At 57.4% G+C, this 25,593-nt stretch carries 25 protein-coding genes, 1 tRNA gene and 1 pseudogene; 13 read left to right on the plus strand and 14 right to left on the minus strand.

The window, feature by feature from the left end:
* The first annotated feature begins 51 nt into the window (after positions 1–51).
* Entirely contained in the window at positions 52–279 is a 228-nt protein-coding gene (locus QM780_RS11925; RefSeq protein ID WP_415070684.1) for a DUF4169 family protein, read from the plus strand.
* On the plus strand, positions 279–512 hold the full coding sequence (locus QM780_RS11930; RefSeq protein ID WP_415070685.1) for a ribbon-helix-helix domain-containing protein: 234 nt from the start codon (positions 279–281) through the stop codon (positions 510–512). The genes QM780_RS11925 and QM780_RS11930 overlap by 1 nt, the downstream gene beginning before the upstream one ends.
* Positions 513–523: 11 nt before the next feature.
* Here the strand turns inward: QM780_RS11930 and QM780_RS11935 are convergent, their stop codons facing one another.
* Positions 524–769, minus strand: coding sequence for a hypothetical protein (locus QM780_RS11935; RefSeq protein WP_415070686.1), 246 nt, complete (start codon positions 767–769; stop codon positions 524–526).
* Positions 770–873: 104 nt separating this feature from the next.
* Positions 874–1,329 carry a hypothetical protein gene (locus QM780_RS11940; protein WP_415070687.1) on the minus strand — a complete coding sequence of 152 codons (456 nt, stop codon included), beginning with the start codon at positions 1,327–1,329 and terminating at the stop codon, positions 874–876.
* Between the two features lie 407 nt (positions 1,330–1,736).
* Here QM780_RS11940 and QM780_RS11945 point away from each other — a divergent pair, with 407 nt between their 5' ends.
* The 3 genes from QM780_RS11945 (at position 1,737) to infA (ending at position 3,022) form a co-directional block, all read left to right on the plus strand.
* On the plus strand, positions 1,737–2,132 hold the full coding sequence (locus QM780_RS11945; protein WP_415070688.1) for a YcbK family protein: 396 nt from the start codon (positions 1,737–1,739) through the stop codon (positions 2,130–2,132).
* 295 nt (positions 2,133–2,427) lie between these two features.
* Positions 2,428–2,634 (plus strand): cold-shock protein, encoded by a 207-nt coding sequence (locus QM780_RS11950; RefSeq protein ID WP_013214405.1) that lies wholly within the window; start codon positions 2,428–2,430, stop codon positions 2,632–2,634.
* 91 nt (positions 2,635–2,725) lie between these two features.
* Positions 2,726–3,022, plus strand: coding sequence for a translation initiation factor IF-1 (infA, locus tag QM780_RS11955; protein WP_415070689.1), 297 nt, complete (start codon positions 2,726–2,728; stop codon positions 3,020–3,022).
* 66 nt (positions 3,023–3,088) lie between these two features.
* Here the strand turns inward: infA and QM780_RS11960 are convergent, their stop codons facing one another.
* Positions 3,089–4,390 (minus strand): NTP/NDP exchange transporter, encoded by a 1,302-nt coding sequence (locus QM780_RS11960; protein ID WP_415070690.1) that lies wholly within the window; start codon positions 4,388–4,390, stop codon positions 3,089–3,091.
* A 286-nt stretch (positions 4,391–4,676) separates the two neighbouring features.
* On the opposite strand from QM780_RS11960, the pseudogene QM780_RS11965 reads away from it, so the two are divergent.
* Together QM780_RS11965 and QM780_RS11970 are read left to right on the plus strand one after the other, a co-directional pair.
* A pseudogene (locus tag QM780_RS11965) lies at positions 4,677–6,063 on the plus strand (polyhydroxyalkanoate depolymerase).
* A 52-nt stretch (positions 6,064–6,115) separates the two neighbouring features.
* Complete coding sequence (locus tag QM780_RS11970; protein WP_415070691.1) at positions 6,116–6,589, plus strand: MgtC/SapB family protein; 474 nt, start codon at positions 6,116–6,118, stop codon at positions 6,587–6,589.
* 27 nt (positions 6,590–6,616) lie between these two features.
* On the opposite strand, the gene QM780_RS11975 is transcribed toward QM780_RS11970, so the two are convergent.
* The gene (locus QM780_RS11975) at positions 6,617–6,805 is read right to left on the minus strand and encodes a hypothetical protein (protein ID WP_415070692.1); all 189 of its coding nucleotides are present in this window, start codon (positions 6,803–6,805) and stop codon (positions 6,617–6,619) included.
* 29 nt (positions 6,806–6,834) lie between these two features.
* On the minus strand, positions 6,835–9,819 hold the full coding sequence (polA, locus tag QM780_RS11980; protein WP_415070693.1) for a DNA polymerase I: 2,985 nt from the start codon (positions 9,817–9,819) through the stop codon (positions 6,835–6,837).
* Between the two features lie 242 nt (positions 9,820–10,061).
* Between polA and QM780_RS11985 the strand changes: the two genes are divergently transcribed.
* Positions 10,062–10,379 carry a hypothetical protein gene (locus QM780_RS11985; protein ID WP_415070694.1) on the plus strand — a complete coding sequence of 106 codons (318 nt, stop codon included), beginning with the start codon at positions 10,062–10,064 and terminating at the stop codon, positions 10,377–10,379.
* Between the two features lie 124 nt (positions 10,380–10,503).
* A tRNA-Arg gene (locus QM780_RS11990) sits at positions 10,504–10,580 on the plus strand.
* Between the two features lie 401 nt (positions 10,581–10,981).
* On the opposite strand, the gene QM780_RS11995 is transcribed toward QM780_RS11990, so the two are convergent.
* Complete coding sequence (locus tag QM780_RS11995) at positions 10,982–11,551, minus strand: sigma-70 family RNA polymerase sigma factor (RefSeq protein WP_415070695.1); 570 nt, start codon at positions 11,549–11,551, stop codon at positions 10,982–10,984.
* Between the two features lie 251 nt (positions 11,552–11,802).
* On the opposite strand from QM780_RS11995, the gene QM780_RS12000 reads away from it, so the two are divergent.
* Together QM780_RS12000 and QM780_RS12005 are read left to right on the plus strand one after the other, a co-directional pair.
* Positions 11,803–12,063, plus strand: a complete 261-nt coding sequence (locus tag QM780_RS12000; protein ID WP_415070696.1) for a hypothetical protein — start codon at positions 11,803–11,805, stop codon at positions 12,061–12,063.
* 135 nt (positions 12,064–12,198) lie between these two features.
* A complete protein-coding gene (locus tag QM780_RS12005; protein ID WP_415070697.1) occupies positions 12,199–12,894 on the plus strand; it encodes a peroxiredoxin-like family protein in 696 nt (231 codons plus the stop codon).
* Positions 12,895–12,900: 6 nt separating this feature from the next.
* On the opposite strand, the gene QM780_RS12010 is transcribed toward QM780_RS12005, so the two are convergent.
* The 5 genes from QM780_RS12010 to QM780_RS12030 all read right to left on the minus strand — a co-directional run bounded on the left by QM780_RS12010 (position 12,901) and on the right by QM780_RS12030 (position 17,695).
* Positions 12,901–14,139: a patatin-like phospholipase family protein gene (locus QM780_RS12010; RefSeq protein WP_415070698.1), complete on the minus strand. Its 1,239-nt coding sequence runs from the start codon at positions 14,137–14,139 to the stop codon at positions 12,901–12,903.
* Between the two features lie 30 nt (positions 14,140–14,169).
* The gene (locus tag QM780_RS12015; RefSeq protein WP_415070699.1) at positions 14,170–14,673 is read right to left on the minus strand and encodes a DUF302 domain-containing protein; all 504 of its coding nucleotides are present in this window, start codon (positions 14,671–14,673) and stop codon (positions 14,170–14,172) included.
* Positions 14,674–14,845: 172 nt separating this feature from the next.
* A complete protein-coding gene (locus QM780_RS12020; protein ID WP_415072031.1) occupies positions 14,846–16,036 on the minus strand; it encodes an MFS transporter in 1,191 nt (396 codons plus the stop codon).
* Positions 16,037–16,175: 139 nt separating this feature from the next.
* Positions 16,176–16,661: a cupin domain-containing protein gene (locus tag QM780_RS12025; RefSeq protein ID WP_415070700.1), complete on the minus strand. Its 486-nt coding sequence runs from the start codon at positions 16,659–16,661 to the stop codon at positions 16,176–16,178.
* A 197-nt stretch (positions 16,662–16,858) separates the two neighbouring features.
* The gene (locus QM780_RS12030; protein WP_415070701.1) at positions 16,859–17,695 is read right to left on the minus strand and encodes a 3-hydroxybutyrate dehydrogenase; all 837 of its coding nucleotides are present in this window, start codon (positions 17,693–17,695) and stop codon (positions 16,859–16,861) included.
* 274 nt (positions 17,696–17,969) lie between these two features.
* Between QM780_RS12030 and QM780_RS12035 the strand changes: the two genes are divergently transcribed.
* The gene (locus tag QM780_RS12035) at positions 17,970–18,902 is read left to right on the plus strand and encodes a LysR family transcriptional regulator (protein ID WP_415070702.1); all 933 of its coding nucleotides are present in this window, start codon (positions 17,970–17,972) and stop codon (positions 18,900–18,902) included.
* On the opposite strand, the gene QM780_RS12040 is transcribed toward QM780_RS12035, so the two are convergent.
* Entirely contained in the window at positions 18,895–19,605 is a 711-nt protein-coding gene (locus QM780_RS12040; RefSeq protein WP_415070703.1) for a peroxiredoxin-like family protein, read from the minus strand. The two genes, QM780_RS12035 and QM780_RS12040, sit on opposite strands and share 8 nt — an antisense overlap.
* A 99-nt stretch (positions 19,606–19,704) precedes the next feature.
* On the minus strand, positions 19,705–20,406 hold the full coding sequence (locus QM780_RS12045) for a peroxiredoxin-like family protein (RefSeq protein ID WP_415070704.1): 702 nt from the start codon (positions 20,404–20,406) through the stop codon (positions 19,705–19,707).
* A gap of 916 nt (positions 20,407–21,322) precedes the next feature.
* Here QM780_RS12045 and QM780_RS12050 point away from each other — a divergent pair.
* Positions 21,323–22,330, plus strand: coding sequence for an HAD family hydrolase (locus QM780_RS12050; protein WP_415070705.1), 1,008 nt, complete (start codon positions 21,323–21,325; stop codon positions 22,328–22,330).
* A gap of 117 nt (positions 22,331–22,447) precedes the next feature.
* Here the strand turns inward: QM780_RS12050 and QM780_RS12055 are convergent, their stop codons facing one another.
* The gene (locus QM780_RS12055) at positions 22,448–25,585 is read right to left on the minus strand and encodes an efflux RND transporter permease subunit (protein ID WP_415070706.1); all 3,138 of its coding nucleotides are present in this window, start codon (positions 25,583–25,585) and stop codon (positions 22,448–22,450) included.
* Positions 25,586–25,593: the final 8 nt, after the last annotated feature.

The following is a 25,593-nucleotide window of genomic DNA, read 5'->3' on the forward strand; positions in this document are numbered from 1 at the left end:
AAAGTAGCTGCGCATGGGGGAGCGATTTGCATCCGTTGCGGAGAGCATTTTATGACCGCCGAGATCATCAATCTCAACAAGGTCCGTAAAGCCCGCGAGCGCGCCGAGCGAGAGAAAGAGGCGCAGGAGAACAGGCTTAAGTTCGGACAATCGAAATCGGAACGCAGCATCTCCGACGCCCAGCGCCGCAAGACGCAGTCCGATCTCGACGGCGCGCGCCGCGACGAAAATCACCCGGCAGACACCGCCGACGACATCGATCCCAGCACCGCGTCGTAATGCGGCCGGAAAAGCGTTCATTCTCGATCCAGGGGCATCGGACGTCCGTTTCGCTCGAAAGCGCGTTCTGGGTGGCGCTTAAGGAAGCAGCGGCCGAAGACGGCGTCACGCTTGCCGGCTTGGTCAATTCGATCGACAAGACACGGGGAGAGGCCGGGCTTTCGAGCGCCGTGCGCGTCTGGTTGCTGGAGCGTCTCAAGTCGCGCGTGATCGGCAAAGCCGAGCCCGGCTAATTGCCAAGCGGCTAACGATTTTGCAGGCGGTGACGTTCCCGGAATTCGATATCGGGCGGGCGCGATGAGCCGGTATCGCACCATGGGTTGCCATAATAGCCGTAAGGTCCGTTGATCGGCACACAGTCGCGGTCGGCGCGGAGGCGCGGCTTCTGCCAAGTGTGCTTCGACTTGGCACGCGGCTGCTGGTTGGCCTCCAACGGCGTTACGATGCCCGAAGAGAGCGCGACGGCCAGCGCTAAAAGTAATCCTCGCATCCTCGGCCTTCAGTAAAATCTCACAGCGCCTCAGGCCATCGCCCTGGCGCCGTGACTGAAGTAGGTGCTGTCGGCGCGGACGACCATCCGCTGCGTGAAAATGCCTAAGGGAGACGGCCCCAGCTAAAGAGGCCGTAAAGCCATGCAGCAACCGCGCCGAAGCCGGCGGAGATGCAGAGGATCGGCACGATCTGGCTGACGTCGCCCTCGATCAAGGGAGATGCCTGGTGCGCGAGATAGGGCACAACGAGGAAGGACCCGATAAGCCCGGGACCGAACAATCCGAGGATGGCGCCGCGGATGGTCATCATCCCGATCGGCTTCCAGCCCAAGATCAGACCGAAGAGCGCGCCCCAGAGTCCTGCCGTAATGGAATTTGCCAGCAGCCAAGGCAGCACGAGCTGCGGAATGAGCAGGCTCGGCATCGGGCGCAGGCTCCAGGGCTCGGCGTTCCAGCCGGTCCAGTAGTGAACGAAGATCCAGCTGATCGCCTCTGAAACCGTTGCGGCCGCGACGACCCCTGCAACGAAGCCCAAAACCAGACTTTTCAAGGCATTCATGGCCGTGTCCCCTTCCCAATGTTCCCCTGATCCGTGCGACAAGTCCCCACGACTTTCTTGCTACTCCGCTTGGTCAAGCAAATCCATTGCCCGATGCTCGAAATACAGATTTCCGATGAGGGTTGTCCGCCTGCGGCAACGGTTCTGCTCGGCCTGATACGACCGGCCTCATTTTTGCCCAGCCGCTCGGGCTTTCAGTGCGCGCCGCACAATGGCGCCGTCCGTCAATCGGACCGGCGCCCCAAGCTCGCAGAGATCTTGGATCGTGGCGGCGCGTCGGGGGGCTGGCGCTCGCGGTCCCCTGCTTAACCCATCGACCGGACGTTCGAGCGTCTCAGCTCGCCGCCGATTTCCGGCATCGTCCGATCGGGCCAATTCCAAAATATCCAACAACACGAGGACTTCCCATGAGTAAGGGAATGATTGCTGCGCTTTCGCTTGTACTTATATCGACGGCGCCCACGATTGCAGATGCCCGATCGAACAGCGGGGATACATCGACTGCGTGTCTCACGTCATCGGCCCGCAACCTCCTGGCGCGCATTCGAGCGCAGTTCGGCAATGTCCAGATCGTCTCGACGTGTCGCCCGGGGGCGAGGATCGCCGGCACCAGCCATCCGTCCAGGCACGCTTCCGGGCAGGCGATCGACTTCAGGGTTCCGGGCCGCAAGGCGGAGGTGGTCCGCTGGCTTATCGCCAACCATCGCTCGGGAGGCACCATGACCTACCGCGATATGGACCACATCCATGTCGACGTGGGGCCGCGCTTCGTGTCGCTCGGTGCACCGAGCGGACGCACCTAAGGGTTGAGGGCGGCATTCAGGTGCCGCCTTCGATTTCATAGAGACGTCGTAAACGGCGCCTTGTCGAGATCGGAAACGGCCCGCATTTCAAGGCTATCCGGGGGGCGTCGGCGCCTCTTGAACGGCTGCGACGATCTTGCCTTTCTTACGGGACCAAGGCATATAAGTCGCCATCGAACACGCCTTGGCTCACTCTTCGACAGCGCTACCGCCTGCCCTAAGACGTCTCCATCGCGCGATTTGATTAGCCTCCGGCCGTGTGCCGGAGAACATGTGTTTGCTTTGGAGGCAATTGATGTCGAACGGGACTGTGAAGTGGTTTAATGGTCAGAAGGGCTACGGCTTCATCCAGCCGGAAGAAGGTGGGAACGACGTTTTCGTCCACATCTCTGCGGTTGAGCGTGCAGGTCTTCAGTCGCTTCGCGAAGGCCAGAAGATCTACTTCGAAACCGAACGTGGACGTAACGGCAAGATCGCTGCCGTGAACCTGCGTCCGCTCTAAGGATTTCGAGACCACTCCACTCTTGCGGGGAGCAGCTCGGCTGCTCTCCGCTTTTCTTATCCGGAATACAAAACAACGATCGGGAGACCGAATGGCAAAAGAAGAGATGCTCGAGTTCGAAGGCGTGGTGGACGAAGTTCTGCCTGACGCCCGCTGCCGCGTGAAACTCGACAATGGGCACGAAGTCATCGCCTACACGTCCGGCCGCATGAAGAAGAACCGTATCCGCATTCTCGCCGGCGACCGCGTGACGGTCGAGATGACGCCATATGACTTGACCAAGGGCCGCATCAACTTCCGGCACAAAGACGGACGCCCATCGGGCGGCGACGCAGCAGGCGGCGCGCAGCGCACCAGCGGCGGACCACCGCGCCGCGGCGGCCGATAATCGAGCCCGGCTCACAAACCTTCGAGGTTCGATTACGTCGCATTCAGATCTACCCGGCGCCGCGATTTAGGCGCGAGGCACGACCTCTGCAGCACGCCGCCGATGATCCGCACCAAGGCGCTGCGCGATCCAAATCCATAGGGCGACAAGCGGAACGGCGACGGCGCCCATCGAACCGGCGGCGAAGCCCAGGCCTCCACCCAAAATGGAATAAAGCCATCCGGACGCCGCGTCGCCACCGCGAAACACCACGGTGTCGATGAAGTTCTGGACCTTGTATTTCTCGGCCGGCGTCGCCAGCGTGTAGATGATCTTGATTGCGGGGTTGGCGAGCGCAAACGCGACGATACGCTCGGCGACCATTACGGTCGCGACAACGGCGAGCACGGCATCGAACGATAGGAGCACGGCTCCGATTGCGGCGGTGACGGGAAGCGCCAGCAACGCCACCGTAACGCCGAAGCGATTCAAGATGCGCGCCGTTCCGAAGACCTCGATCAGGAACGTCGCGATGCTGACGAGAAGATCGCGCCCGGAGAAAAACAGCACGCGGTCTTCGGCGGTGGTGATGGAGGTGGCGACGAGGCGGGCCTGCTCCAAATAAAAGAACGTGCCGATGACGTTGGCGATGAAGATGAAAAGCGCGATCCGCGCGAACATCGGCGTCGTGAACACCTTGATGGCGCCGTCGAGAATGCCGCCGCCGGTCGGCTCGCTTTCGCCATCGACCGCTTCCGCCGACTTTATGCGGCGCAAGCGCAAGCTGGCGGCCATGGAGGCCATCAATAGAGCGGCCGAGACGAGCATCAGATCGACTGGCGCGAAGATCCGGACGAGTCCTTGCGTCAGCAGCGGCCCGGCGAGCGCACCGGCCGTGCCGCCGGCCGAGATGAAGCCGTAGAGCCTCTTTGCCGCCTCGTGCGACCAGAGTTCCGACATCAGGCTCCAGAACAGCGAGACGACGAAGAGGTTGAAGACGCTTCCCCAAACGAAGAACGTCGCGAGCGCCCAATGGTTCTGCGGCGCGGCCCTGATCACAAACCAGAATGCTACGAGGTTCAGCGCGAAAAACGTGTAGATCGCCGGCAAAACATAGCGGCGGGGAAAGCGCGCCGCGACGTAGCCAAAGAGCGGCACAAGCAGCACCATGACGACGAAGACGACGGTGAACAGTTCGTGCAGCGAATCCTTGCCGAGCGTCACGCCGATCTCGTCGCGCACCGGGCGGACGATGTAGTAGGCCGAGAGAAGCGCAAAAAACATCGCGAACGAGGTTAAAAGCGCGGCGATCTCTCCGGCCTCGACATTTACATAGCGCTGGAACCAGTGAGCGGGGGGCGCCGAGGGCGCGGATTTTTCCGTTGGCATTGTTCCCCGCGGGACCGACAAGCGGCCCCGTCTTGGCCCAAACGGAACAATCGTTCAAGCGCGCGCGTCAGTCTTTGACGCGATGCAGCGACAATGATCGAGATCCGGCGAGTTATGCACAGTGTACCCTTCGTGCATACCCCTGCCTTTTCATTAGTCACGCGAACTATTTCTAGATTGTGACGATGTATAATCGTTCTATACTTATGCAATGCAGCAACAACATGCTGCTCTGCAATCTCGGGATTCTGGGAATGCGTAAATAAAACAAAGGCTTGGGGACGATATGAACTATTACGCCTATGAAATGGCCCACGCGTTCATGTCACCGGTTCGATTCGGCGTTCAGTCGCTTCGGCACACGCTCGGGTGGCCTCTTAACCCAATGGGCTATACGACAGCCGGAAAGAACATGATCGCGGCCTGCGAGGTGTTCGAGAACATCACCCGCCGGTACGGCAAGCCGGAATTCGGCATCAACAGCGTTAAGCTCGCCGGCCTCACGATCCCAGTCCGCGAAGAAATCGTTGCCTCCAAGCCGTTCTGTAACCTCGTCCACTTCGCGCGCGACGAAGCAGTGACGGGCAAGCGGTTCGATCCCAAAGTTCTCATCGTGGCGCCCATGTCGGGCCACTACGCGACGCTGCTGCGTGGAACGGTCGAGGCGATGCTTCCCGAGCACGACGTCTACATCACCGATTGGGCGGATGCGCGGAATGTCCCGATCGCGTCCGGACGATTTCGATTTCGACGACTTCGTCGACTATCTCGCCGACTTCATCCAGTTCATCGGCACGAACACGCACGTCATCGCGGTCTGCCAACCGGCGGTGCCGGCTCTCGTTGCAACGGCGGTCATGGCGGCCCGCAACGATCCGTGCCAGCCGGCATCACTGGTGCTGATGGGCGGCCCGATCGACACGCGGCGCAATCCGACCAAGGTCAACGACCTCGCAGCGGAAAAGTCGATCGCATGGTTCGAGAGCAACGTGATCTCGACGGTACCGTTCCCGCACGCGGGATTCATGCGCCCCGTCTATCCGGGATTCATGCAGTTGACGGGCTTCATGACGATGAACCTTGAGCGGCACATGAACGCTCACGTCGATCTCTTCAACAATCTCGTCAAAGGCGACTGCGACAGCGTCAAGCAGCACCAGACATTCTACGAGGAATATCTGTCGGTCATGGATCTGACCGCCGAGTTCTATCTGCAGACGGTCAAGACCGTATTCCAGGATCATCTGCTGCCCGACAAGAAGCTGATGCATCGCAATGAGCTCGTCGATTGCGCGGCGATCCGCAAGACCGCGCTGATGACGGTGGAGGGCGAGCGCGACGATATCTGTGGCCTCGGCCAGACCGAGGCGGCGCACGATCTGTGTATCGGCGTCGCAAACGACGAGCAGGTGCATTACGTGCAGCAGGGCGTCGGCCATTACGGTGTGTTCAACGGCACCCGTTGGCGCACGGAAATCCAGCCGCGGATTCGCGAGTTCATCCGCACCATCAATTACAAACGCCTGACCGGCAGCCAAGCAACCAAGATGCCGAAGCCCTACCGCGTGCTTAAGGATACGCCGGACGTTGCACCCGACTGGAGAGCGCCGAAAGCCAACGGCGCTTTGAACGGCGTCAACGGCAAGCACACTCCGTCAGCGGCGGGCGAATAAATCCTCCTCCCCGAGATGTTGCGCAAGCTTCGACTTTGCTAAGCTGACGCGCATGGACACTCCATCCGACTACGATGTCATTTGGCGTCTGGTAGTGGCTGTTCTGTGCGGCGGCCTCATCGGGCTCGAGCGCGATTTGCGTCGCATGCCGACCGGATTTCGCACGATGGCGATCGTCAGCCTCGGAGCCTGCGTGGCGACGTTGGCTGCCGTGCGGCATGGCGATACTGACGGTTTCAGCCGCGTCGCCCAAGGCGTCCTCACCGGCATCGGCTTTCTCGGCGCGGGAGTGATTTTGCAACATGGCAAAATTCGTCACGTCAAAGGTCTGACGACGGCCGCCGCGATCTGGCTGACTGCCGCAATCGGCTTGCTGTGCGGCATCGGCGAATTGAAGATCGCGGCCATCACGACCGTGCTTGCGATTATCGTGCTGGCGCTCGATTTCTTCGGCTCGCGACTCTGGTCGAAATTCGTAAAGGCGACCGGGGATCAAGACGAGTTCATCCCGCGCGATGGGGATTAATATAGAATCTAAAAGCCGGGCCGCGCTTTAAGGCAGTCCGTATTCTTTGCGGACAAAGTATCGCAAGAGGATCGCGACAAGCGCCCCGCAAACGGCACTCCCCACATAGGCCCATGAGCCGTTGACGATCCAGTCGCCGATATGGAAGTTCGCGCCGAAATAGATCGCGCCGACGCCGACGAAGGCGCCGATGAGTGCGGTGACTACATTCCCCATGGACCCAACTCCACTTCTCGACGGCCTCGTCAGTGCGCCTCGTCCCAGTTGTCCGCCGCCTTGGCATCGACGTGGATCGGCACAGACAGCTTGATTGCCGGCTCCGCCGCAGTCTCCATGACGTGGCGCGCGGTGGCGATGAGCTTGGAGGCATCGCCTTCCGCGACCTCGAAGACGAGTTCATCGTGAACCTGCAGCAGCATGCGAGCGGAGGAAAGCTTCGCAGCGTCGAGCGCGGATGGCATGCGGATCATCGCACGGCGGATAATGTCGGCCGCTGATCCCTGGATCGGCGCGTTGATCGCAGCGCGCTCGAGAAAGCCGCGCATCGACGGATTCTTGGTGTTGATCTCGGGATAATGAATGCGGCGGCCGAAAATCGTCTCGACGTGGCCATGCGCGTGCGCCTGCTTCTTCGTCGCGTCCATGTAATCGCGGATGCCCGGGAAGCGCTGGAAATAGGTCTTGATGTATTCACCCGCCTCTTCGCGGCTGATCGAAAGCTGGTTTGCAAGCCCGAACGCAGAGATGCCGTAGATGATGCCGAAGTTGATGGCCTTGGCGCGGCGGCGAACTTCGCCCGGCATATCCTTCACCGGCACGCCGAACATCTCGGATGCTGTCATCGCATGAATATCGAGGCCGTCGGCGAAGGCCTTCTTCAGCTGCGGGATATCGGCGACGTGCGCGAGCACGCGCAGTTCGATCTGCGAATAGTCGGCAGAGACGAGTTTCATGCCCTTGTCAGCAATGAAGGCGGTGCGGATTTCCCGGCCTTCTTTGGTGCGGATCGGAATATTCTGAAGATTGGGCTCGGAGGAAGCGAGGCGGCCCGTCGTCGTCGAAGCCAACGCGTAACTGGTGTGGATGCGGCCCGTATCCGGATTTAAGTAGGTCGGCAAGGCGTCGGTGTAGGTCGACTTGAGCTTCGTCAGCTGACGCCATTCCAGCATCGTATTGACGAGACGGCGGGCGTCACCGTGAAGTTCTTCGTTGGCGGCGAGATCGTCGAGGAGATTGGCGCGCGTCTCCCATTGACCGGTCTTGGTTTTCTTGCCGCCGGGAAGTTTGAGGCGATCGAACAACAACTCTCCGAGTTGCTTCGGCGAGCCGAGATTGAACTTATGGCCTACGAGACCGTAGATCTCTTCTTCGAGCTGGACCGTGCGCTGCGCGAACGTGCTCGACAGGCGCGAAAGAATATCGCGATCGACCTTGATGCCCGCGTGCTCCATGGCGACGATGACCGGAACGAGCGGACGTTCCAGCGTTTCGTAGACGGTTGCCATATGTTCGGCGGCAAGGCGCGGCTTCAGCGCCATCCAGAGCCGCAGCGTGATATCGGCATCCTCGGCGGCATATTCGGTCGCCTTGTCGATGGGAACGCCCGCAAACGATTTGTCGGCTTTCTTGGCGCCGGGCGCGTGCTCGATCACCTCTGAAAATGACAGGCAGGTATGGCCGAGGTGGCGTTCCGACAGAATGTCCATGCCGTGCTGGCCGCGACCGCCATCGAGCGCGTAGGACAACAGCAGCGTGTCGTCGAATGGTGCTATATCGACGCCGTACCGCTTCAGAACGAGGACATCGTATTTGATGTTCTGTCCGATCTTCAGAACGGAAGGGTCTTCAAGCAGTGGCTTGATCGCGGCGATTGCGTCTCTGACGGCGAGCTGAGGTGGCCCGTCGCTGCCGCCGCCGAAAAGATCGCCGCCTCCCGACTGGTGGCCGACAGGCACGTAACAGGCTTCTCCGGGCGTGACAGCTAAGGAAAATCCGACGAGATCGGCTTCGGTCGCGCTCAGCCTCGATGTTTCGGTGTCAAATGCCACGCGGCCGGCGCTCCGCGCTTTGGCGATCCATGCTTCCAACTCGGCGGGCGTCGTGACTGTCTGGTATCGCGAACGATCAACAGGAATGGCGCGGGCGAGAGCCGATCCGGCAGCGACGGCGGCGGCGGGGGTTGCATCTTCGGATGCCGCCTCGTCTTCCAACGTCTCGATCTTGGTTGCGAGGTCCTGCGGTTTGGACTTCAGGCTCGCGCCGACGGAGACGGCGAGTGGCGGCGGTGCCTCGGCACCCATTGCATCAGCGATGCGTTTGGTCAGCGTGTTGAATTCCATCGTGCGCAGGAAGCCCAAGAGCGGCTCGGCGTCCGGATCGCGGACACCCAGAGTTTCGATCGCGGTATCCAGCGGCACGTCGTCTTTAAGCAGCACGAGCTGACGCGAGATGCGAGCCTGCTCGGCGAACTCGACGAGTTTTTCGCGCCGCTTCGGCTGCTTGATTTCACCGGCCTGGGCGAGAAGCGTATCGAGATCGCCGTAACTGGTGATGAGTTCGGCAGCCGTCTTGATGCCGATGCCGGGAACGCCGGGGACGTTGTCGACAGAATCTCCAGCGAGCGCCTGGACGTCGATGACTTTCTCGGGCGGCACACCGAACTTCTCGATCACCTCGTCGCGGCCGATGCGCTTCGCTTTCATGCCGTCGAACATCGTGACGCCGGGGCGCACGAGTTGCATTAGGTCTTTATCGGAGGAGACGATCGTCACGTCGCCGCCGGCGTTGACGGCGAGCCTGGCGTAGGTCGCGATAAGGTCGTCGGCTTCGTAGCCCTCGCGCTCGATGCAGGCGACGTTGAAGGCTTTGACGGCATCGCGAATGAGAGGAAACTGCGGGACGAGTTCCTCCGGCGGCGGCGGCCGCTGCGCCTTGTATTTCGTATAAATGGCGTTGCGGAAAGTCTCGCGGCCGGCGTCGAAAATGACGGCGATGTGAGTGGGCGCTTCCGATACCTTGGTTTCGCGCAAGAGCTTCCAGAGCATGGCGCAAAAGCCGTGGACGGCACCGACCGGCAAGCCGTCGGAGGGGCGGGTCAGAGGCGGCAGCGCGTGAAAAGCACGAAAAATGTAGCCCGATCCGTCGATGAGGTAGACGTGGCTGCCCTTGATGACCGGGACATTTTCCGGCCGCGCGAGGTCTGAAGGAGATTCAATTTTCGTTTGCTGCATTGTTTTCACTATCGGCCGAGTCAAACGCGACCGGCTGCGGTTGCGTGCCGTTTATCGAAATGCCTCAGAGAGTGCGCACCGCGGCGAAATCGCGGCCATTTTCCCACGCTATCGGATCAATCTGTTCGTTGGGCCAGACGTCCGTTGACAGAGGGGCGCCCCCATGGCTGAAGTCCGCCCGTCGTTATGTAGGATGCCGGCCGGCAAAGTTGCAAATCGTCGCTCTCAGGAGAGTATTTGTCATGCGCACGACCGTCAAATTCGCTGCCCTCGCCCTGGCCACCGCGGCCACGGTCACCGGTTTTGCTGCCACCGAAGCCAACGCCCTGCCACGATGCCGGCCTCCGGTCGAGGGGCTCGCGTCCGCGACGGGCATTCTGGGCGCGGGAACGCAGAAGGCACGGATCGAGGCGCGGGAAAACTGGAGATTGACGGTGCGGCGGCTCTATGGCCCCCGCTATGCCGACTTCTACAATGCCCAGAATACCCAGTGGGATTGCAAGAAGGGCGCGATCCTGCTCGCCAAGTGCGTGGTGGTGGCCCGGCCCTGCCGGTATTGAGCAGAAAATCCCGAAGAAATTGCACTGGGGTGAGGCGGCGCGTCTCACCCTTTAGCTGTGACGCGACAGACGGGCGGTTGGCATTTGCGGCTGCCTCGCGAATGGGTTATCAGTCTCGGCCGAAGCACCCGTAGCTCAGCTGGATAGAGTGTCGCCCTCCGAAGGCGAAGGTCACAGGTTCGAATCCTGTCGGGTGCGCCAGCTCAACAAGTAATTGATATCGATAGAAAAATTCTCGCTTCACAAACGAGCTTAGCCATGCGTTTTGGGCTAGCGATGGTGGAAATTCGACACGTTTTCGACACGCGACATTCGACAAGTATTAGCGGTGCTTGTCTGTCTCAAAGCCAATGGCATACTCGGCCCGAAGACAGCACTCCAGATGCTCGAGCACCCAAGCAAGCCGGCAATCCAATATCGAACGGCGCCGGGTTGTCCCAATAGCCGATATGGCCCCTGCGGGATCGCGGAAGTCGCCGAAGTTCGGACCAACATCCGCTTTCGGAGGACAAACCGACGAAGTCGTCCAACTTCCAGCGTTGACCAGGAGTAGATTTTCGATGGCATCCATCGCGATCAGTGGGTATCACGCGACGCAATTTCTAGGCGGCCTCGGAACTCCATTGGGTCAGTATTTTAAGGCTTCGATGGAATACTACGCGCACTGCGACTTCGGTCATCCCCAGCCTGGTAGCGACCTCGCGAGCGGAATGGCCATCGATGCTCACCGACCGAACGATGTCTCGACTGCGGTCCGGCAACTTCTTCAGCACTATCACGAGATCATACGCGGCAATTGAACCTTGATGATCCTCTCTTCCGAGATCCAGATCGGTCAGATCGGCGGCAATTTCCGGGCGGCGACGGCGTCGACGCAAATCGTCGATCATCTTGTTGCGCGCGATTGCGGCGATCCAAGGCGTGAGCGGCATCGACGGGTCCCACGTGTGGCGCTTCAGGTGTATCGCCAGTAATATTTCCTGAACTACATCCTCGATGTCGTTGGGTGAGATTCCGACGCCGCCGAAACCTCGACGAACCATCTTTCGCAAAGCGTGCAGAAGCTCTTCAAGAAGTCTGCGATAAGCAGCCTGATCTCCGCCTATCGCCGCGCGCATCAAGCGCGACCATTCCAAGTCTCGAGCTTTGCGATCTAAAATAGCGCTTGCCATGGCGTCTTCCACTTCCGACGAAAGCCTTCAAATCCTCGCGCCGATGCTGTCGAGCACTATCCGTGTCACAGCTCATGCCGTCGTGTAGCCGGATCTGTTTTTGACAGAAGCTTTCTCGGCGAATTTACGCGCGTTGGCCAATACCTTTTGGCTATTACATCGAGAGCCCCCGAGCAGTGCCACTGGTGTTACGACCGCAGTCGCCGCGCGTTGCGCCCGGCAGAACTCACATTCTTCTTGGGAGGTAATTTATGATCAGCAAACAGATTGTCGCGGGCGTCGCTTTCATCTTGGTATCTGCGTTTCCTGCCTATGCAGGTTGCGACGAGGAGTTCGATGCGCTTTCAAAAGCGATCAGCGAGCCGGTAACGATGGCTGCTGGTCACCGAGCAGCTATGATGCGCATGGCGCTTTCAGGCTATGACAGTTGCATGGCAGGCGACAGCAAGTCATTCAGCGGTATCCGCGATCAAATAATGGCGCAGATCCGGCGGAGCCTCGGTGGCCAATAAAGGTTCGCATAATGGCGTCGACGTCGGCACCTACCTGATTATGATGCCGACGTCGCCCAAGACTTCAAACTGGACTGGTCTCGGTAGACGACGCTATCGTCGGATTGGACTTGGCCCTAGCGAACCTTCAATCCGATGAGCGATACAAATTTAGAAGACGCTTTCCGTCGAATTTGCGCGTCGGAAATTCCCCTCAGCGAGCGATTGAACGCTTTTTCGGAAGCCGTGAGGCGCTTTTCGCTGCCCTTCGCGAATGTTTACGATGATCTCGTCATCCGGATCCGCTCAGGAGACGCTGGGTTCTCTGTGCCGAAGACGGGAGAGAGAATGCCGCCGTTTGCACTTCCGGACCGTGAGAATCGGCTGCTCACTCTCGACGATTTACTTCGAGAAGGTCCTGCCGTCGTCAGCTTCAATCGCGGGCACTGGTGCGAATACTGTCTGATCGAGCTTGCGGCACTTCGCGGAACGTTGAATGAATTCGCGCGTCGAGGCGCCCGCGTGGTATCAATCATGCCGGAAATTCAGACTTATATTTCTGAAATGGCCGATCGAGACGCCTTTACGATTTTATCCGATATCGACAACGGCTACGCACTCGAATTGGGACTCGCGATATGGCTCGGAGACGATGTCCGCAAACTCTATTTGGAGCATGGCCTGGAACTGCAGAAGTATAATGCCAACGATACCTGGTTTCTTCCTATACCCGCCACGTTCGTCATCGGCGAGGATGGTATAATTATTGATCGCTTCGTCGATCCTGATTTTCGCAACCGCATGGAAATTGCGAATATCCTGTCGGCCCTAGATCACGCAGCCGCGAAATAAGAATGACTATTCATCGCAACGCGAGGCCCCGTTTTCTGTTGCCCGGCAGCATTCCGTAGGCAGCGCATCGCGTGACAACATTTCCCCAATCGTGACGGAATTACCCGGCTCGTGGAGAAAGACGCCCTCAAGCGGATCTACTTCGCGTTCCCACGGCGCCTGTCGGACGGCATGCATCGTCTGTTCGTATCCCGCCTGCCATCTTTTTTGGATGCCAGACTGACTGAAATCGACATCCTTGGTATGATCTTCGTTTTCATGCCCGGACCATAAAAGGCGCACGAAGTGCATGCGCGTCAGGCAGCCATAACCCGTCAATTCACGCACATCTTCTCGCGTTCGCAATTCTTCCGGAATATATTGAGCGAGTTCTTTGACTACGTGCCGAAGGCGATGGATCTGGGCCTGTCGCGTAATATGGGTCGCGACCCGGCTCGAGTATTGAATGTTCTTCTGTCGATGCAGCACCTCCCAGATCGTCTCGGGCTCGGGACCGACCGGATTCCACATGTGGACGGCGAAAACGAGTGAGTTCTTACGAGGGTAGTCATCGAATATCGCTTCAGCCGGTGTATTCGATAAAATACCACCATCCCAATAGAGTTCGCCATCGATGCGGACGGCCGGAAAGGCGGGTGGCAGCGCGCCGGACGCCATGATGTGCTTCGCCGTGATTTCCGATTCGAAGCTATCGAAGTAGCGCATCTGGCTGGTTCGAACTTGCGCTGCGCCGACGGTCAAGCGCGGCTTGTTTCGACGGATCAGGCTGAAATCGACAAGTTCGTTTAGTGTCGATTCCAATTCCGAGGTCGAGTAGAAGCCGGCTTTTTCTGCTCCGAGCTGCACATGCGGTCCGAAGAACGCCATCGGATTCGGTTTGTAGAAACCCGATATGCCGCTCGTCAGTGCCTGCCAATAGGAGAGACCAGAGGCGAGCTGTGGCCAAAGCATCAACGCGTCCCAAGCAGCACGCTGGGTCATGCGGCCCCAGAACTCCTGGAGCGCCGATAGACGGCTCTCCGGCTCGTTACCGACAATCAGCGCGGCATTGATGGCACCTATCGAGGTGCCTATTACCCAATCAGGTTCAATCCCCGCCTCGTGCAGGGCGTGATAAACGCCGGACTGATATGCGCCAAGCGCCCCTCCTCCCTGCAAGACGAGAACGATTTGCCCGTAGCCCGCCGTTCGGTTGTCGGATCGGGTGTTAGCTCTGGCGCCAGCATTAACTTTATGAACGAGCATCGTGGCTTCTCCTGGCCTCTTGGCGACCGCTTATTGCTTCGTGGCGACGCTGGACGTTATCGAGGCGATAACGTCTGATGCCATCTTGAATTGAGCATTACGATCGGTGATGCCGTGCCGTTTCGCGATCCAATCGAAATCGGTGTAGACCGCCCAGACCTGACCGCCCTCATCCTGCCTGACGAGCAAACGAACGGGCCAATCAAGACCGGAATCTGGATCGGACGTCAGAAACTGGATTCCCAAAGGCGGATTGCCAAAAATCAAGAGAGTAGAAGGTTTGAGCTTGATACCGGCGGACGCGCCGAGGTCAGATTGATCGACGGCGAGAAAAAACTTGATGCCCTTCTTTGCGATGTCGGCCTTGATCCGCGTTACGGTATCGTCAAAGCCATAGGCACTTTTCACTCTGACGATCCCGTCTTCGCTGGTCGTCGCAAAGGCGATCGTCTTCATGACCGCAATCGGCAACACAAACGCGACGGCCGTCGCTACGAGCAGGCCGCGAAGCGGCGTGGAGAGCTTGAATGTCATGGAATGTCTCCTGATCGATTGAACCAACGAGGCCCTAGCGGTGCCTCTCAGAGCACAATGCGGAAGTGCCGGGATGTCGGGAAATATCGATTGGCTTCGAAGTTGATAGACGTCGCGTATCGTTCCCAGCCATGTTTGAAACGTGCGGCCGAGCGTTGAACGGCACGCAATTTCATTGTGTTTTGTCGGCTCCCACATTCAGTCGCTGGGTCAACCATGCGGCGACAGCTAGCGACACTCCTATACCTGCGACGCAGGCGGACCAGCCGAAGCGATCGAATATCTGCCCGAGTACGGCGCTCCCGATGAGGCCGCCTGTAAAATAGCTCGCCAAATAGATGCCGCTCGCGGCCGCCCGGTTGGTCCTTGCTGCGCGGCTCACGAAGCCTGTCGCAAGCGCCTGGGCGAAGAACGTGCCCACAGCGACGAGCACCATGCCCGTGAGCACGGCCGGAAGCGATGGAATGACGAGGAGGGGCAAACCTGTTCCGGCGACGGCGAGAGCGATCCATAGCGCCGGCTTGTGGCCGATCTTTCGAGCAATCGTCCCGGCTATTGGCGTCGTGATGATTGACGGCAAGAACACGAAATAGATGAAGCCGAGCGTCATCATGCCAACCGAAAGGGGCGGCGAGACCAGGATAAAGTTGACGTACGTGAACGTTCCAATGAAAGCAAATAGGATACAAAAGCCGATAGCGAAGCCGGCTCGCATCTCCGGTATCTTGATATGCGACCACCAGGCTTCCGACTGGGAATCCCGAGCGGGATCGAAAATCTCCGGCATCCTGGCTCGCTCGATAGTCGCGAAGACAAGTGCCGCGCCGGCGATATTAAGAGTTGAGAAGACAAAAAAATTCGCCGCCAATCCGGCGTGATCGACAACCGCAGCAGCGACGAAGCGGCCAACGAGATTGCTGGCGACATTACCGGTAATGTAGGCGGCAAATGCACTGGCCGATTGTTCGGATGTATATCTTTCGCCGAGATACGCCAACGTTAGACCGAAGGCCGAGGCCATGCACAGTCCCTGCACGACGCGCAATGATGCGAATATTGCGAGATTTGGCGCGTAAGCGAGCAGAAATGTGGGGATCGACAGAACAAGAAGGCTCGCAAGAATTCCTGTCCGGCGATTGATGTGTTGACTCAAAAGCGCGATAGACAGTCCCCCTATAGCCATCCCGAGCGTGCAGGCGTTGACGGCGAGTCCCATAGCCGCAGGACTGACCCGATAATGAGCAGCCAACGTCGGCAGGAGTGCCTGCGTCGCAAACAAGTCGACGACGGTCAAAAATGCCAGCAGCACGATAATAAGCAATTGAAACGGTGGAACCACGGTAACGGCTGGCATCAGAGCCATCTCAAGTTCCTTGCGCGTAAGACTGATCGGCATGAACCGCGTCCTTCTGTTCGCTTGCATGTAAACCGCGCAATTTCGTCCCATTCGGCGTGTCATCTCATTCGTAAGTCGAAGGAGATGACACGCTAAATGGGGGCCATTACATATTGGAATCGTGCACGTCGGTCGCGACGTCGGCGGAGATCAATATGACGGGCTTGCTCGATGAGTTTTTCCACCAGTGCGACAGATGACTCTCAATCGAGAGATCTCCAGACTTATGGACGATCGGAACCGAGCAGGTGCTTGCATACTCAGAAATTGTGCCTGAGATGACATAAATCAGAGCCGGCCGATCATCATGGCTGTGCCAAGCAACTTCGCCACCGGGTGCAATCTCGAGGCGGCGCATGCGCAAGTGGTGATTTGCCAGCGCAATCTTCTCGTTTGCGAGATCAATCTGACCGAGGAGCTTTTCGGAGACGCCTTTGTGGGCCGTCGGGCCGGCTTTCTGTCCATCACCCGCCACAACTTTATCGGCGGGGCATTCGCCAGCGTTTGCTGCGGTTATGCCGACAAGCATAATGCTGGCGACAGCGCCCGCGACCGATAGAGGTATCCAGAACGTCTTGAAGCTTGATGTCATCGTGTGTCACTCCGAATTAGGTTGCCTAGTCGAGCGCGAAAGCGCCTTCCGCGGACACAATGGCGAGTTCGGAGGTCGGTTTTGAAATATCGATTGCGTTTCTGTTCGATAGCTCTCGGCTATCGCGCAACTCGTAACAAAAAAAGAAATGGGCCGGCACGAATGCCGACCCATCAATTAGCGCGGCCGTGAGATTGCTACTGCGCAGTCCAACCGCCTTCCACTGGCAGCGCGGCGCCGGTGATAGACTTGGCACCATCCTGGCACAGAAACACCGTCAGTTCGCCGAGTTCTTCAGTCGTCACGAATTGGCGAGTTGGTTGAGCATGAAGAAGAACATCATGGACCACTTGATCTTCTGTCAACATTCGGGCTTTTGCGGTTTCAGGAATTTGCTTCTCGACAAGTGGCGTCAAGACATAACCCGGGCATATGGCATTGGCCGTAATCCCGTGCTCGGCGACTTCCAGGGCGACTGTCTTCGTGAGACCCAAGATGCCGTGTTTCGCAGCGACATAAGCACATTTGAATGGTGACGCGACGAGTGCATGCGCAGAAGCAATGTTGACGATGCGGCCCCAACCCCGCTTCTTCATCTCTGGCACGACCATCCGGATGGTATGAAATGCCGCCGACAGGTCGATGGCGATGATGGCGTTCCATTTGGATACGGGAAATGTTTCTATCGCTTCGACATGCTGAATTCCTGCATTGTTCACAAGAATATCGATTTGACCGAACGCTGTTCGGGAATCCTCGATCATGCGCGCGATATCATCCTCATTCGACATATCGGCGCCCGAGAATGCCGTCTTGATTCTGTAACGTGTCTCCAACTCTTGTCGCAGGAGATCTAAGTCGGACGACGAGCCAAAGCCATTAAACATGACGTTTGCGCCGGCCATCGCAACGGCGCGAGCAATACCGAGACCTATCCCGCTGGTTGAGCCTGTTACGATTGCCGACTTGCCGCGCAGACTTGCGTTGGGCTTTACCCTTTCCATTACCTCAGTGACCTGCATCATCTGCTCCATAAATGATCTAAAAGGGGGACCCGGTAGGCAAGGGGGCAAGGCTACCGGGTCTCGATGGCAGACGGCGGAGGGATGGCCGCCTGCGGGCTTTGGCGAGGAGGAAGAAGTTTCAGCGAATACCAATTTCTTGGCTTTAGTCCGCACGCACCCTATCGGTGCGGAAGCTGGATCAAAAATATCGTTTGAGTTAAGTTTCAATAGCTTTTGACTATTGTCGCTATGGCCCTTGCCCGGATGGTGTTTGCCTCCGGGCCAAAGCTTCGGACTATTCCGAATGGAAATGCATCAGGTTCGATATTTTCTGGCCGTGGCGCGCGAGTTGAACTTCACGCGAGCCGCAGAGAGCTGCAACGTTGCTCAGCCCTCTTTGACGCGCGCTATCAAGCAACTCGAGGACGAACTTGGCGGGGAGCTCTTTCGGAGAGAGCGCAACCTTTCACATTTGACCGAACTCGGGCATCGAATGCTGCCGATGCTTCAGCAATGCTACGATAGCGCCAGTACAGCGAAATCTCTCGCACAATCGATAAAGAGCGGGGCTATCGCGCCTCTTGCAATCGCACTGTCAGTTACAGTCAACATCATGCTGCTGATCTCATTCTTGTCCGAACTTGTGCGCGCGTTCCCCGGCATCGAGCTTCGCTTTTATCGAGGCACCAATAACGAAGTGGCGGAGCTTTTGAAGAAGGGCGAAGTGGAGGTTGCCCTCGCAGGGCCGCACGACGAGACATGGGAGCGATTGGATTCCTGGCCGCTTTTTACCGAACCATATAGACTTGTCGTAGCCAGTGATCATCGATTGGCGTCCATTGCCGGTGCGGTTCCGCCTTCCGAACTTACGAAAGAGCGCCTGCTCTGCCGTAGCAACTGCGAGAACTCAAAGGAACTTATGCAATTTCTCGATGAACGCAGCGCCCGCCCTAAGAAAAAGCACGACGTTTGGACAGAGCAGGATCTCGCCGCGCTTCTAGAGAGCAATTTCGGCATCGGCATCGCGCCTAAAAGCTCCGTGCTCGGTATGAAAGCCAAGCAACTCGACATCGACGGCTTGACCATCGAAAGGACTGTGTATGTCTATGCTGTTGCCGGGCGCCAGCGCTCTACGGCGGCAAGCACTCTTATAAAGATGCTAAGAGCAGCGGATTGGCGGGTCATCGAAGAGCAATTGCTCAGAACGAATTCGTCAACCGTCCAGGCTGTTACCTAGACAACGACCTCAGAACACCCAGAATCTCCAAGGTATCCATTCGCCTGCGGTAATCCGGATCGATGAAGCGCGCCTTGACGAGGCCGTCATCGCCGACGATGAAAGTTGCCGGGATGGGAAGCGTCCAATTCTTGTTTCCCTGGAAAGGGGAAAAATCCCAGCCGGCTTCGATCATCGCGCGCCGCTTTTCATCTCCTACAAGAAAAGCCAAGTTCAACATCAGCGCGTAACCATTGTCGATATCCGAAAGGATCGGAAACTTCGCGCCGCACTGGAGACCTAGTTCGGCATTGAATCGCTCCGTTTCCGGCGTGATGGCGACAAGCTGGCCGCCGAAACCGCTCACTTCTTCGTCGATAGAGGCAAGCGCTTGCGCATTGATGCGGCAGTAAGGGCACCAATGTCCGCGATGAAAGGCAATTACGAGGGGGCCTGCCTCGATGAACCTTCCGAGGCTCTGAAGCTTCCCGGTTTGATCGGGCATCATAAAATCCGGCATCGGCTCGCCGGGTTTGGGCGCGTTTTCGCCCAAGCCGGCTTCTTCGAGCCGAGCCACCATCCTGTCGACGATGTCTGCGAATTCTGCGCTTAAGTTGCGTACATCATCAGCAAACGCTTTTAGGCGCACAGGCAACGGCGCATTCATGTTCTGGCAGCGCGCCGTGCACTCCTTCAGTGCGTCTGACAGGGCCTTTTCGGCCATTCATTTTTTCCTGACAAGCTGTCGGAAATCCGACTCCGGGCATACCGCAGTTTGACGTCTATTCTTCTAGTTTTAAATCGCAGTCTACTCAACAGTGCTTCAGCGCGGGCCGGTGTTGAGAGCCGCAAGAATTTCGTCGATTTCCATGCGCTTCCTGAAATCGGGATCGACAAATCTCGCTAAGACAGTGGAATCTCGTCCGACAACGAAAGTAGCGGGAAGCGGCAAGAACCAGCCGTCGTTTCCTTGGAATGCATCGAGATGGTAACCACGTCCCCGCATCAAACTCTTCAGGTTCTCTCCAACCCACATCGCAAGGCCAAGAGAGAGAGCATAACCGTTGTCGATATCGGTCAAGATCAAGATGGCGTCGCGCGTCATGGCTCTCAAGTCGCCCAAGAGACTCTGCCGATCGGGCATGATCGAAACTGCGTACGCGCCCGCCCGTTCAATCTCCGAATGATACTCGGAGATGGCGCTGAGTTCGATTTTGCAGAAGGGGCACCAGTGACCGCGATTAAAGCTAATCACTAACGGTCCATTGGCCACGAGGTCCTCGAGACTGACAAGCGCGCCAGACCTGGAGGGAAGCATGAACGAGGGCATCAGCGTCCCTACGGAAGGCGCATCATGTCCGACCTCGCCTGCATAGAGCCGCGCGACCAAGTCGTCGTAGGCCTCGGAAAAGGGAAAATTCAGTTCGCGGAGTTTGCTCGCATAGGCGGCCAGCCGTGTATTTAGCGGGGCATCCATCAAGCAGATGTCGGAAAAGGCTTCTGCGAGCGTGGCAGCTTGGGTCAAAGGGCAATTCCGAGTCATTTGCACGACGAGCTTCGGATGTTCGCACTTTAAAAAGCCCGCGGGCAACGGATACCAATACCTGCGCGAAAAAGGTACCGGTCATGTTACTATCTTAACGGCCCTGTTCGCCGCCGCAAAACACGCCATGCGCCGTGAAGCCGTCACCGTCTACCGGAGTGGCAACAGCACCAGTTGCAATTGCGGAAAGCGACGCGAGAAACGCAATAGCAAACTATTTCATAGGTATCTCTCAATGTTGAGTTCAATTTTTTGACCGAGCGGGCGAGAGGTTTGAAGTCTGCTCTTCGTCTTTAAGTTATGCGGTTTGAGGCTAACGACCTGAAATACCGCCTCACTCCCAAATCCATAGAGAGAAGCTATGCTCACCACTCAAGCAAAAGTCTTATCAGTCCGTGTATGCCGAAGTCGGCTAATCAAGCGGACATTGCGCAACTACCGGCATCGTCAGGATAATGAGCATTGCCCGAAATTTTCGGAGTTGCTTCGAAGAAAATATGATCATCTCCTCGTGCGCGGAGACCAAAGCGGGAAAAATGGGACGAGTTCGCTTATGTCCCGCTAGAGTGCCGATCGCAAAAATATGGGCGGCATAGCCATGCTACAAAAGCTTGGATCACGAAATCGCCGTTCCCTCGAACCGACATAAAAAGCATCGTCTGTGTAATGATAGTCTATTTCAGCGTCAAACATATCAACTTGCTGCGTTGCGATGGTCGACGCTGACTAAATTCAATTTTAACCTATAGCAGCCCGTTCGCTCGAACCATATTGACATTATCCGGACTGAAGAAGACCAGTTATGAGAATTGGCTGACAGCCGGACACTAAAAAAAACATCCGTCAAATTCTCACTCGACCATCCTGAGTCAGTCGCTTGAGCTTAGGAGTGATAGCCATGACGCAACGCATCGGCCGTCGATACTTCCTTCTCACATTGATCTCTGCTCTGACCTTTCTAACGCTTGGCGGACGCGTTCTGGACGCCGGAACGGATCCCCTTCCCTCATGGAACGAGGGCGACGCAAAACAATCGATTCTTGATTTCGTAGCCAAAGTTACAACGGCAGGGGGCCCCGATTTTGTAGCGCCGGACGATCGCATTGCAGTGTTCGATAACGATGGCACGCTGTGGGTCGAGCAGCCCATGTATACTCAGATGGCATTTGCGCTCGATCGCGTGAAGGCGTTAGCACCCGCTCATCCCGAATGGAAAAATAAGCAACCGTTCAAGGCCGTCCTAGAGGGCGATATGAAAGTTTTGGCGGAATCTGGCGAGCGCGGACTTCTTGAATTGGTGCTTGCTACCCATTCGGGCATGACAACTGACGAATTCACCAAGATCGTCACAGACTGGTTGGCGACGGCACGACACCCTCGCTTCAACAAGCCTTACGAGTCGCTCGTTTATCAACCAATGCTCGAGCTTCTCGCCTACCTCAGAGCGAACGGGTTCAAGACATTTATCGTGTCCGGCGGCGGGGTCGAGTTCATGCGCCCTTGGACCAAAAAGGTTTATGGTGTTTCGCCGGAACAAGTTGTCGGATCGTCGATCAAGACAAAGTTCGAGATGCGTGACGGAATGCCGATATTGGTTAGAATTCCGGAACTCAATTTTATCGACGACAAAGGCGGCAAACCGGTCGGCATCTATCAATACGTTGCACAACGTCCAATCGCGGCTTTCGGCAATTCGGATGGCGATCTGGAGATGTTGCAGTGGACAACAATGACGAACGGTCCAAGATTTGGACTTATCGTTCACCACACCGATGCCGAAAGAGAATACGCCTACGACCGAAAATCTCATTTCGGCCGACTGGACGTTGCGCTTGACGCGGCCGTTGCGAACAAATGGACGGTCGTCGACATGAAGAAGGACTGGAAGGTTATTTTTCCCCCATAGTCGAGGCTACCTAGCGTGCCAACCGCCTGAAACGATCATGCGGCGCCGACACCGGTTCTCGGATTTAAACGAGAGTGTCAGAATACGGATTTTTGGGGCTGATACGGCACGACGGCATTAGAGCGGGCGCATCTTCTCTGCGGTCGCTTGCTTCGGAGGTGCTGGTGATCGCTTCTTCGGATATTCGGAAATCTTGAGTACCCGACCGAGACGGATCAGCGCTTCTGGTAACACGCCGAGATTCAAGAACGTGGCAGTCGCCAAACCACCAAGTATCGTGATTGCCATCGGGGCTTCGATTTCGTGTCCCGGGCGCCCAAGGCCTAAAGCAAGCGGAACTAATCCCAACGCTGCCATCAAAGCTGTCATGAACACCGGCGCCAATCGCTCGGCAGCAGCCGATCGGATCGTCTCGGCGCTCCATCCTTTGCCCTCGTCGTCCGCGAGATGTTCGACGTGAGCAAGCATCATGACTGAGTTGCGCGCCCCGATTCCAAATACCGTGATCAATCCGACAAGGCTTCCGAGCGTCATGCCGATGTTGCTTGCCACGATCGCCGCGATGCTTCCAATGAGGCAGAACGGCAAGTTGATAAGGACAAGAATGGCAAGGCGGCGCCTACGAAACGCAATCGATAAAACCGTGACGATCAATGCAGTACTGAGTGCCGTCAGGCCCGCCAGCCTCAACTGGCCTTCTCTCTCGGCTTCGGCTTGGCCGGTGAACGATATGAAGACGTCCTTGGGCAACTCCAGCTTTTCAACACGCGCCCGGGCTTCGCTCACAAGGTTGCGTAACGAATAGCCTTTGGCGCCGTTGAATGTAACCGCTACGCGGCGCTGTGCTCCATCGTGCTGGATATTGGAGCGACCTTCGGTCAGCGTAATCGAAGCAACGTTCTTCAACAAAGTCTTTGTATGCACGTTGGCGATCATCAACGTCGAGAGCGCATCTATACGATTGCGATCATCGGGAGACAGAATGACAACGACATCGATTGTTCGGGACCCTTCGTACGTCTGCCCGACAGTCGTTCCGGCGAACGCAGTCTGAATGGTGTCGAGCGCATCACGAGCAGTCAGTCCGTAGTTGGCGAGAGCAACCGGATCGAGCTTGACAGAGAGAGTGGGAACCGAAGCCGTTCTCGGCATTCTAAGATCTGTAACGCCCGGAATGTCGGCGACCGCCTCCTGGATATTGGCTCCTGCTTTTTCGAGTGCGTCCAGGTCGGTGCCCATCGCATTGATAACAACTTGCGCTGTCTCGCCGCTGAGGCTCTCGCTAATCCGGTCGCCAAGAAACGTGAGTGTTTCGGTCCGCACCTCCGGAAACGCCCGAAGAGTATCGCGAATGATGTCTTGAGCTTCTTCTTCACTTTCCGAATGGACCGGCGTCAACTCGATGTGAAACTCGCTCCGATCGACGCTCCAGGTGTCCTCGCCTGCCTCGGCACGGCCAATCTGATGCGCCACCGTTTCGACGAATGGAAGTTTGAGCAGAGCCGTAGTGATGCGTTCTCCGACTGCCACCACGTCGTCTGTCGAAGTTCCCGGCGAGGCCATCGCCATTTGCAATACGAAATGCCCTTCGCGGAATTGTGGAATGAGTTCGCTGTAAAGGAACGGTATGACGCCAATGGCGGCAATCACGCTTACCGCGAGGGTAAGAAGGGTAAATCCCCACGCACGTCGCACGACATCGAGGACTTTGATTTGCGCGGCTTTTAGAACCGTAAGAAGGGGGGATTCTTTAGTGTCTTCCGCATTCGTCAGAAATAACGCGCATAGCGCCGGTGTCACGGTCAGCGCGACGAGCATCGATGCGAGGACTGCGATAATGAACGTGAGTGCCATTGGGCCGATGAAGCGACCCTGCACGCCGCCTGCAAACAATACCGGAAAAAACGCGAATATGACCGCGAGAGTACCATAAAGCATGGACCCGCGAATTTCGATCGACGCGTCTTCGATGACTTTCAGGCGATCAGCGTTTGGTCCTGCAAGCCGCAGACGTCGAGCAATATTCTCGATGTCGATAATTGCGTCATCGACCAACACACCGAGCGCCAGCGCGAACCCGCCGAGTGTCATCGTATTGAGCGACTGACCAAATTCGCTAAGGATGACGACCGCGGCCAGCAGGGAGAGCGGTATCGCAAGGAATGAAATCAGTGATGCGCGAACGCTGCGAAGGAAAGCATACAATACGACGAGGATCAGCGCGGAGCCGATGGTCAGAGCGGTTTCGAGATTTTTGAGAGCGCGGACGACGAACGATGCGGGTCTATGGAGCGCCGGATACAATGTTATACCGCGCCGTTCTAAGGCGGGCGTCAACTCAGCAAGGGCAGCCTCCGTCGCAGTCGTCGCCTCAAGAGTGTTGGCGCCGAATTGCCCCGAAACAGTGATGAGCACGCCGGCCTGCCCCATAATCGTCGCGTCACCGATCTTCGGAGCCGGACCAATCGTCACTTTCGCCAAGTCTTCAACGAGAACGGGTCGATTGTTCTGCATCGTGACAACCGCTTCGCCGATGGTCTGCGGACTGGGCGATGGAGATGGCGTCTCGATGGTAATTCGCTGCGCGGTTGTTTCGACCACGCCGCCGCCTCGAAGTGCAATCGCCTCACTGACTGCGTTCGTGACGTCGTTTACGGTAAGGCCAAGAGCGGCAATTCGTTTGAGATCAGGCTGAACCTGGACCTGCCGGATCGCCCCGCCGTAAACAGTTACGCGAGCGATGCCGGGAACAGCTAAGAGCCGAGGTTTAATTGTCCAATCGGCGATATCTCGAAGTGTGTACGGATCCACTTGGTCGGACACGATGCCGAGCTTGAGCACATCCATCGTACTCGACGTCAGAGGCGTGAGTTTCGCTGGCCCAAATCCCGCAGGAAATTTTCCGTTGAGCGTTGTAAGGCGTTCCGAAATACCATCTCTTGCGGCGCTGGCATCGACGTTTCCCTTGAAGGAGATCAATACGACGGAAAGCCCGTAAATCGATTCCGATCGAACCGAGTCGATCCCCGGTGCGCCGATGATCGCTGTTTCTATGGGCCGGGTTATGATTTGCTCGACCTGCTCCGGGGCGAGGCCTGGCGCCTCAGTTTGAATGGTGACTTGCGGAGGCACGAACTCGGGAAAAACATCGAGTGGCGCTCGCATCGCGAGAAATGTCCCGGCGACGAGCCAAAAGATCGAAAGCAGTGCAACGAAGCCCCGATAACGGATCGACCACCGGATGAGGGCATTCATGCTCGGCG

The organism is Hyphomicrobium sp. (assembly GCF_047600905.1).
In the GTDB taxonomy this organism is placed as follows: Bacteria; Pseudomonadota; Alphaproteobacteria; order Rhizobiales; family Hyphomicrobiaceae; genus Hyphomicrobium_B.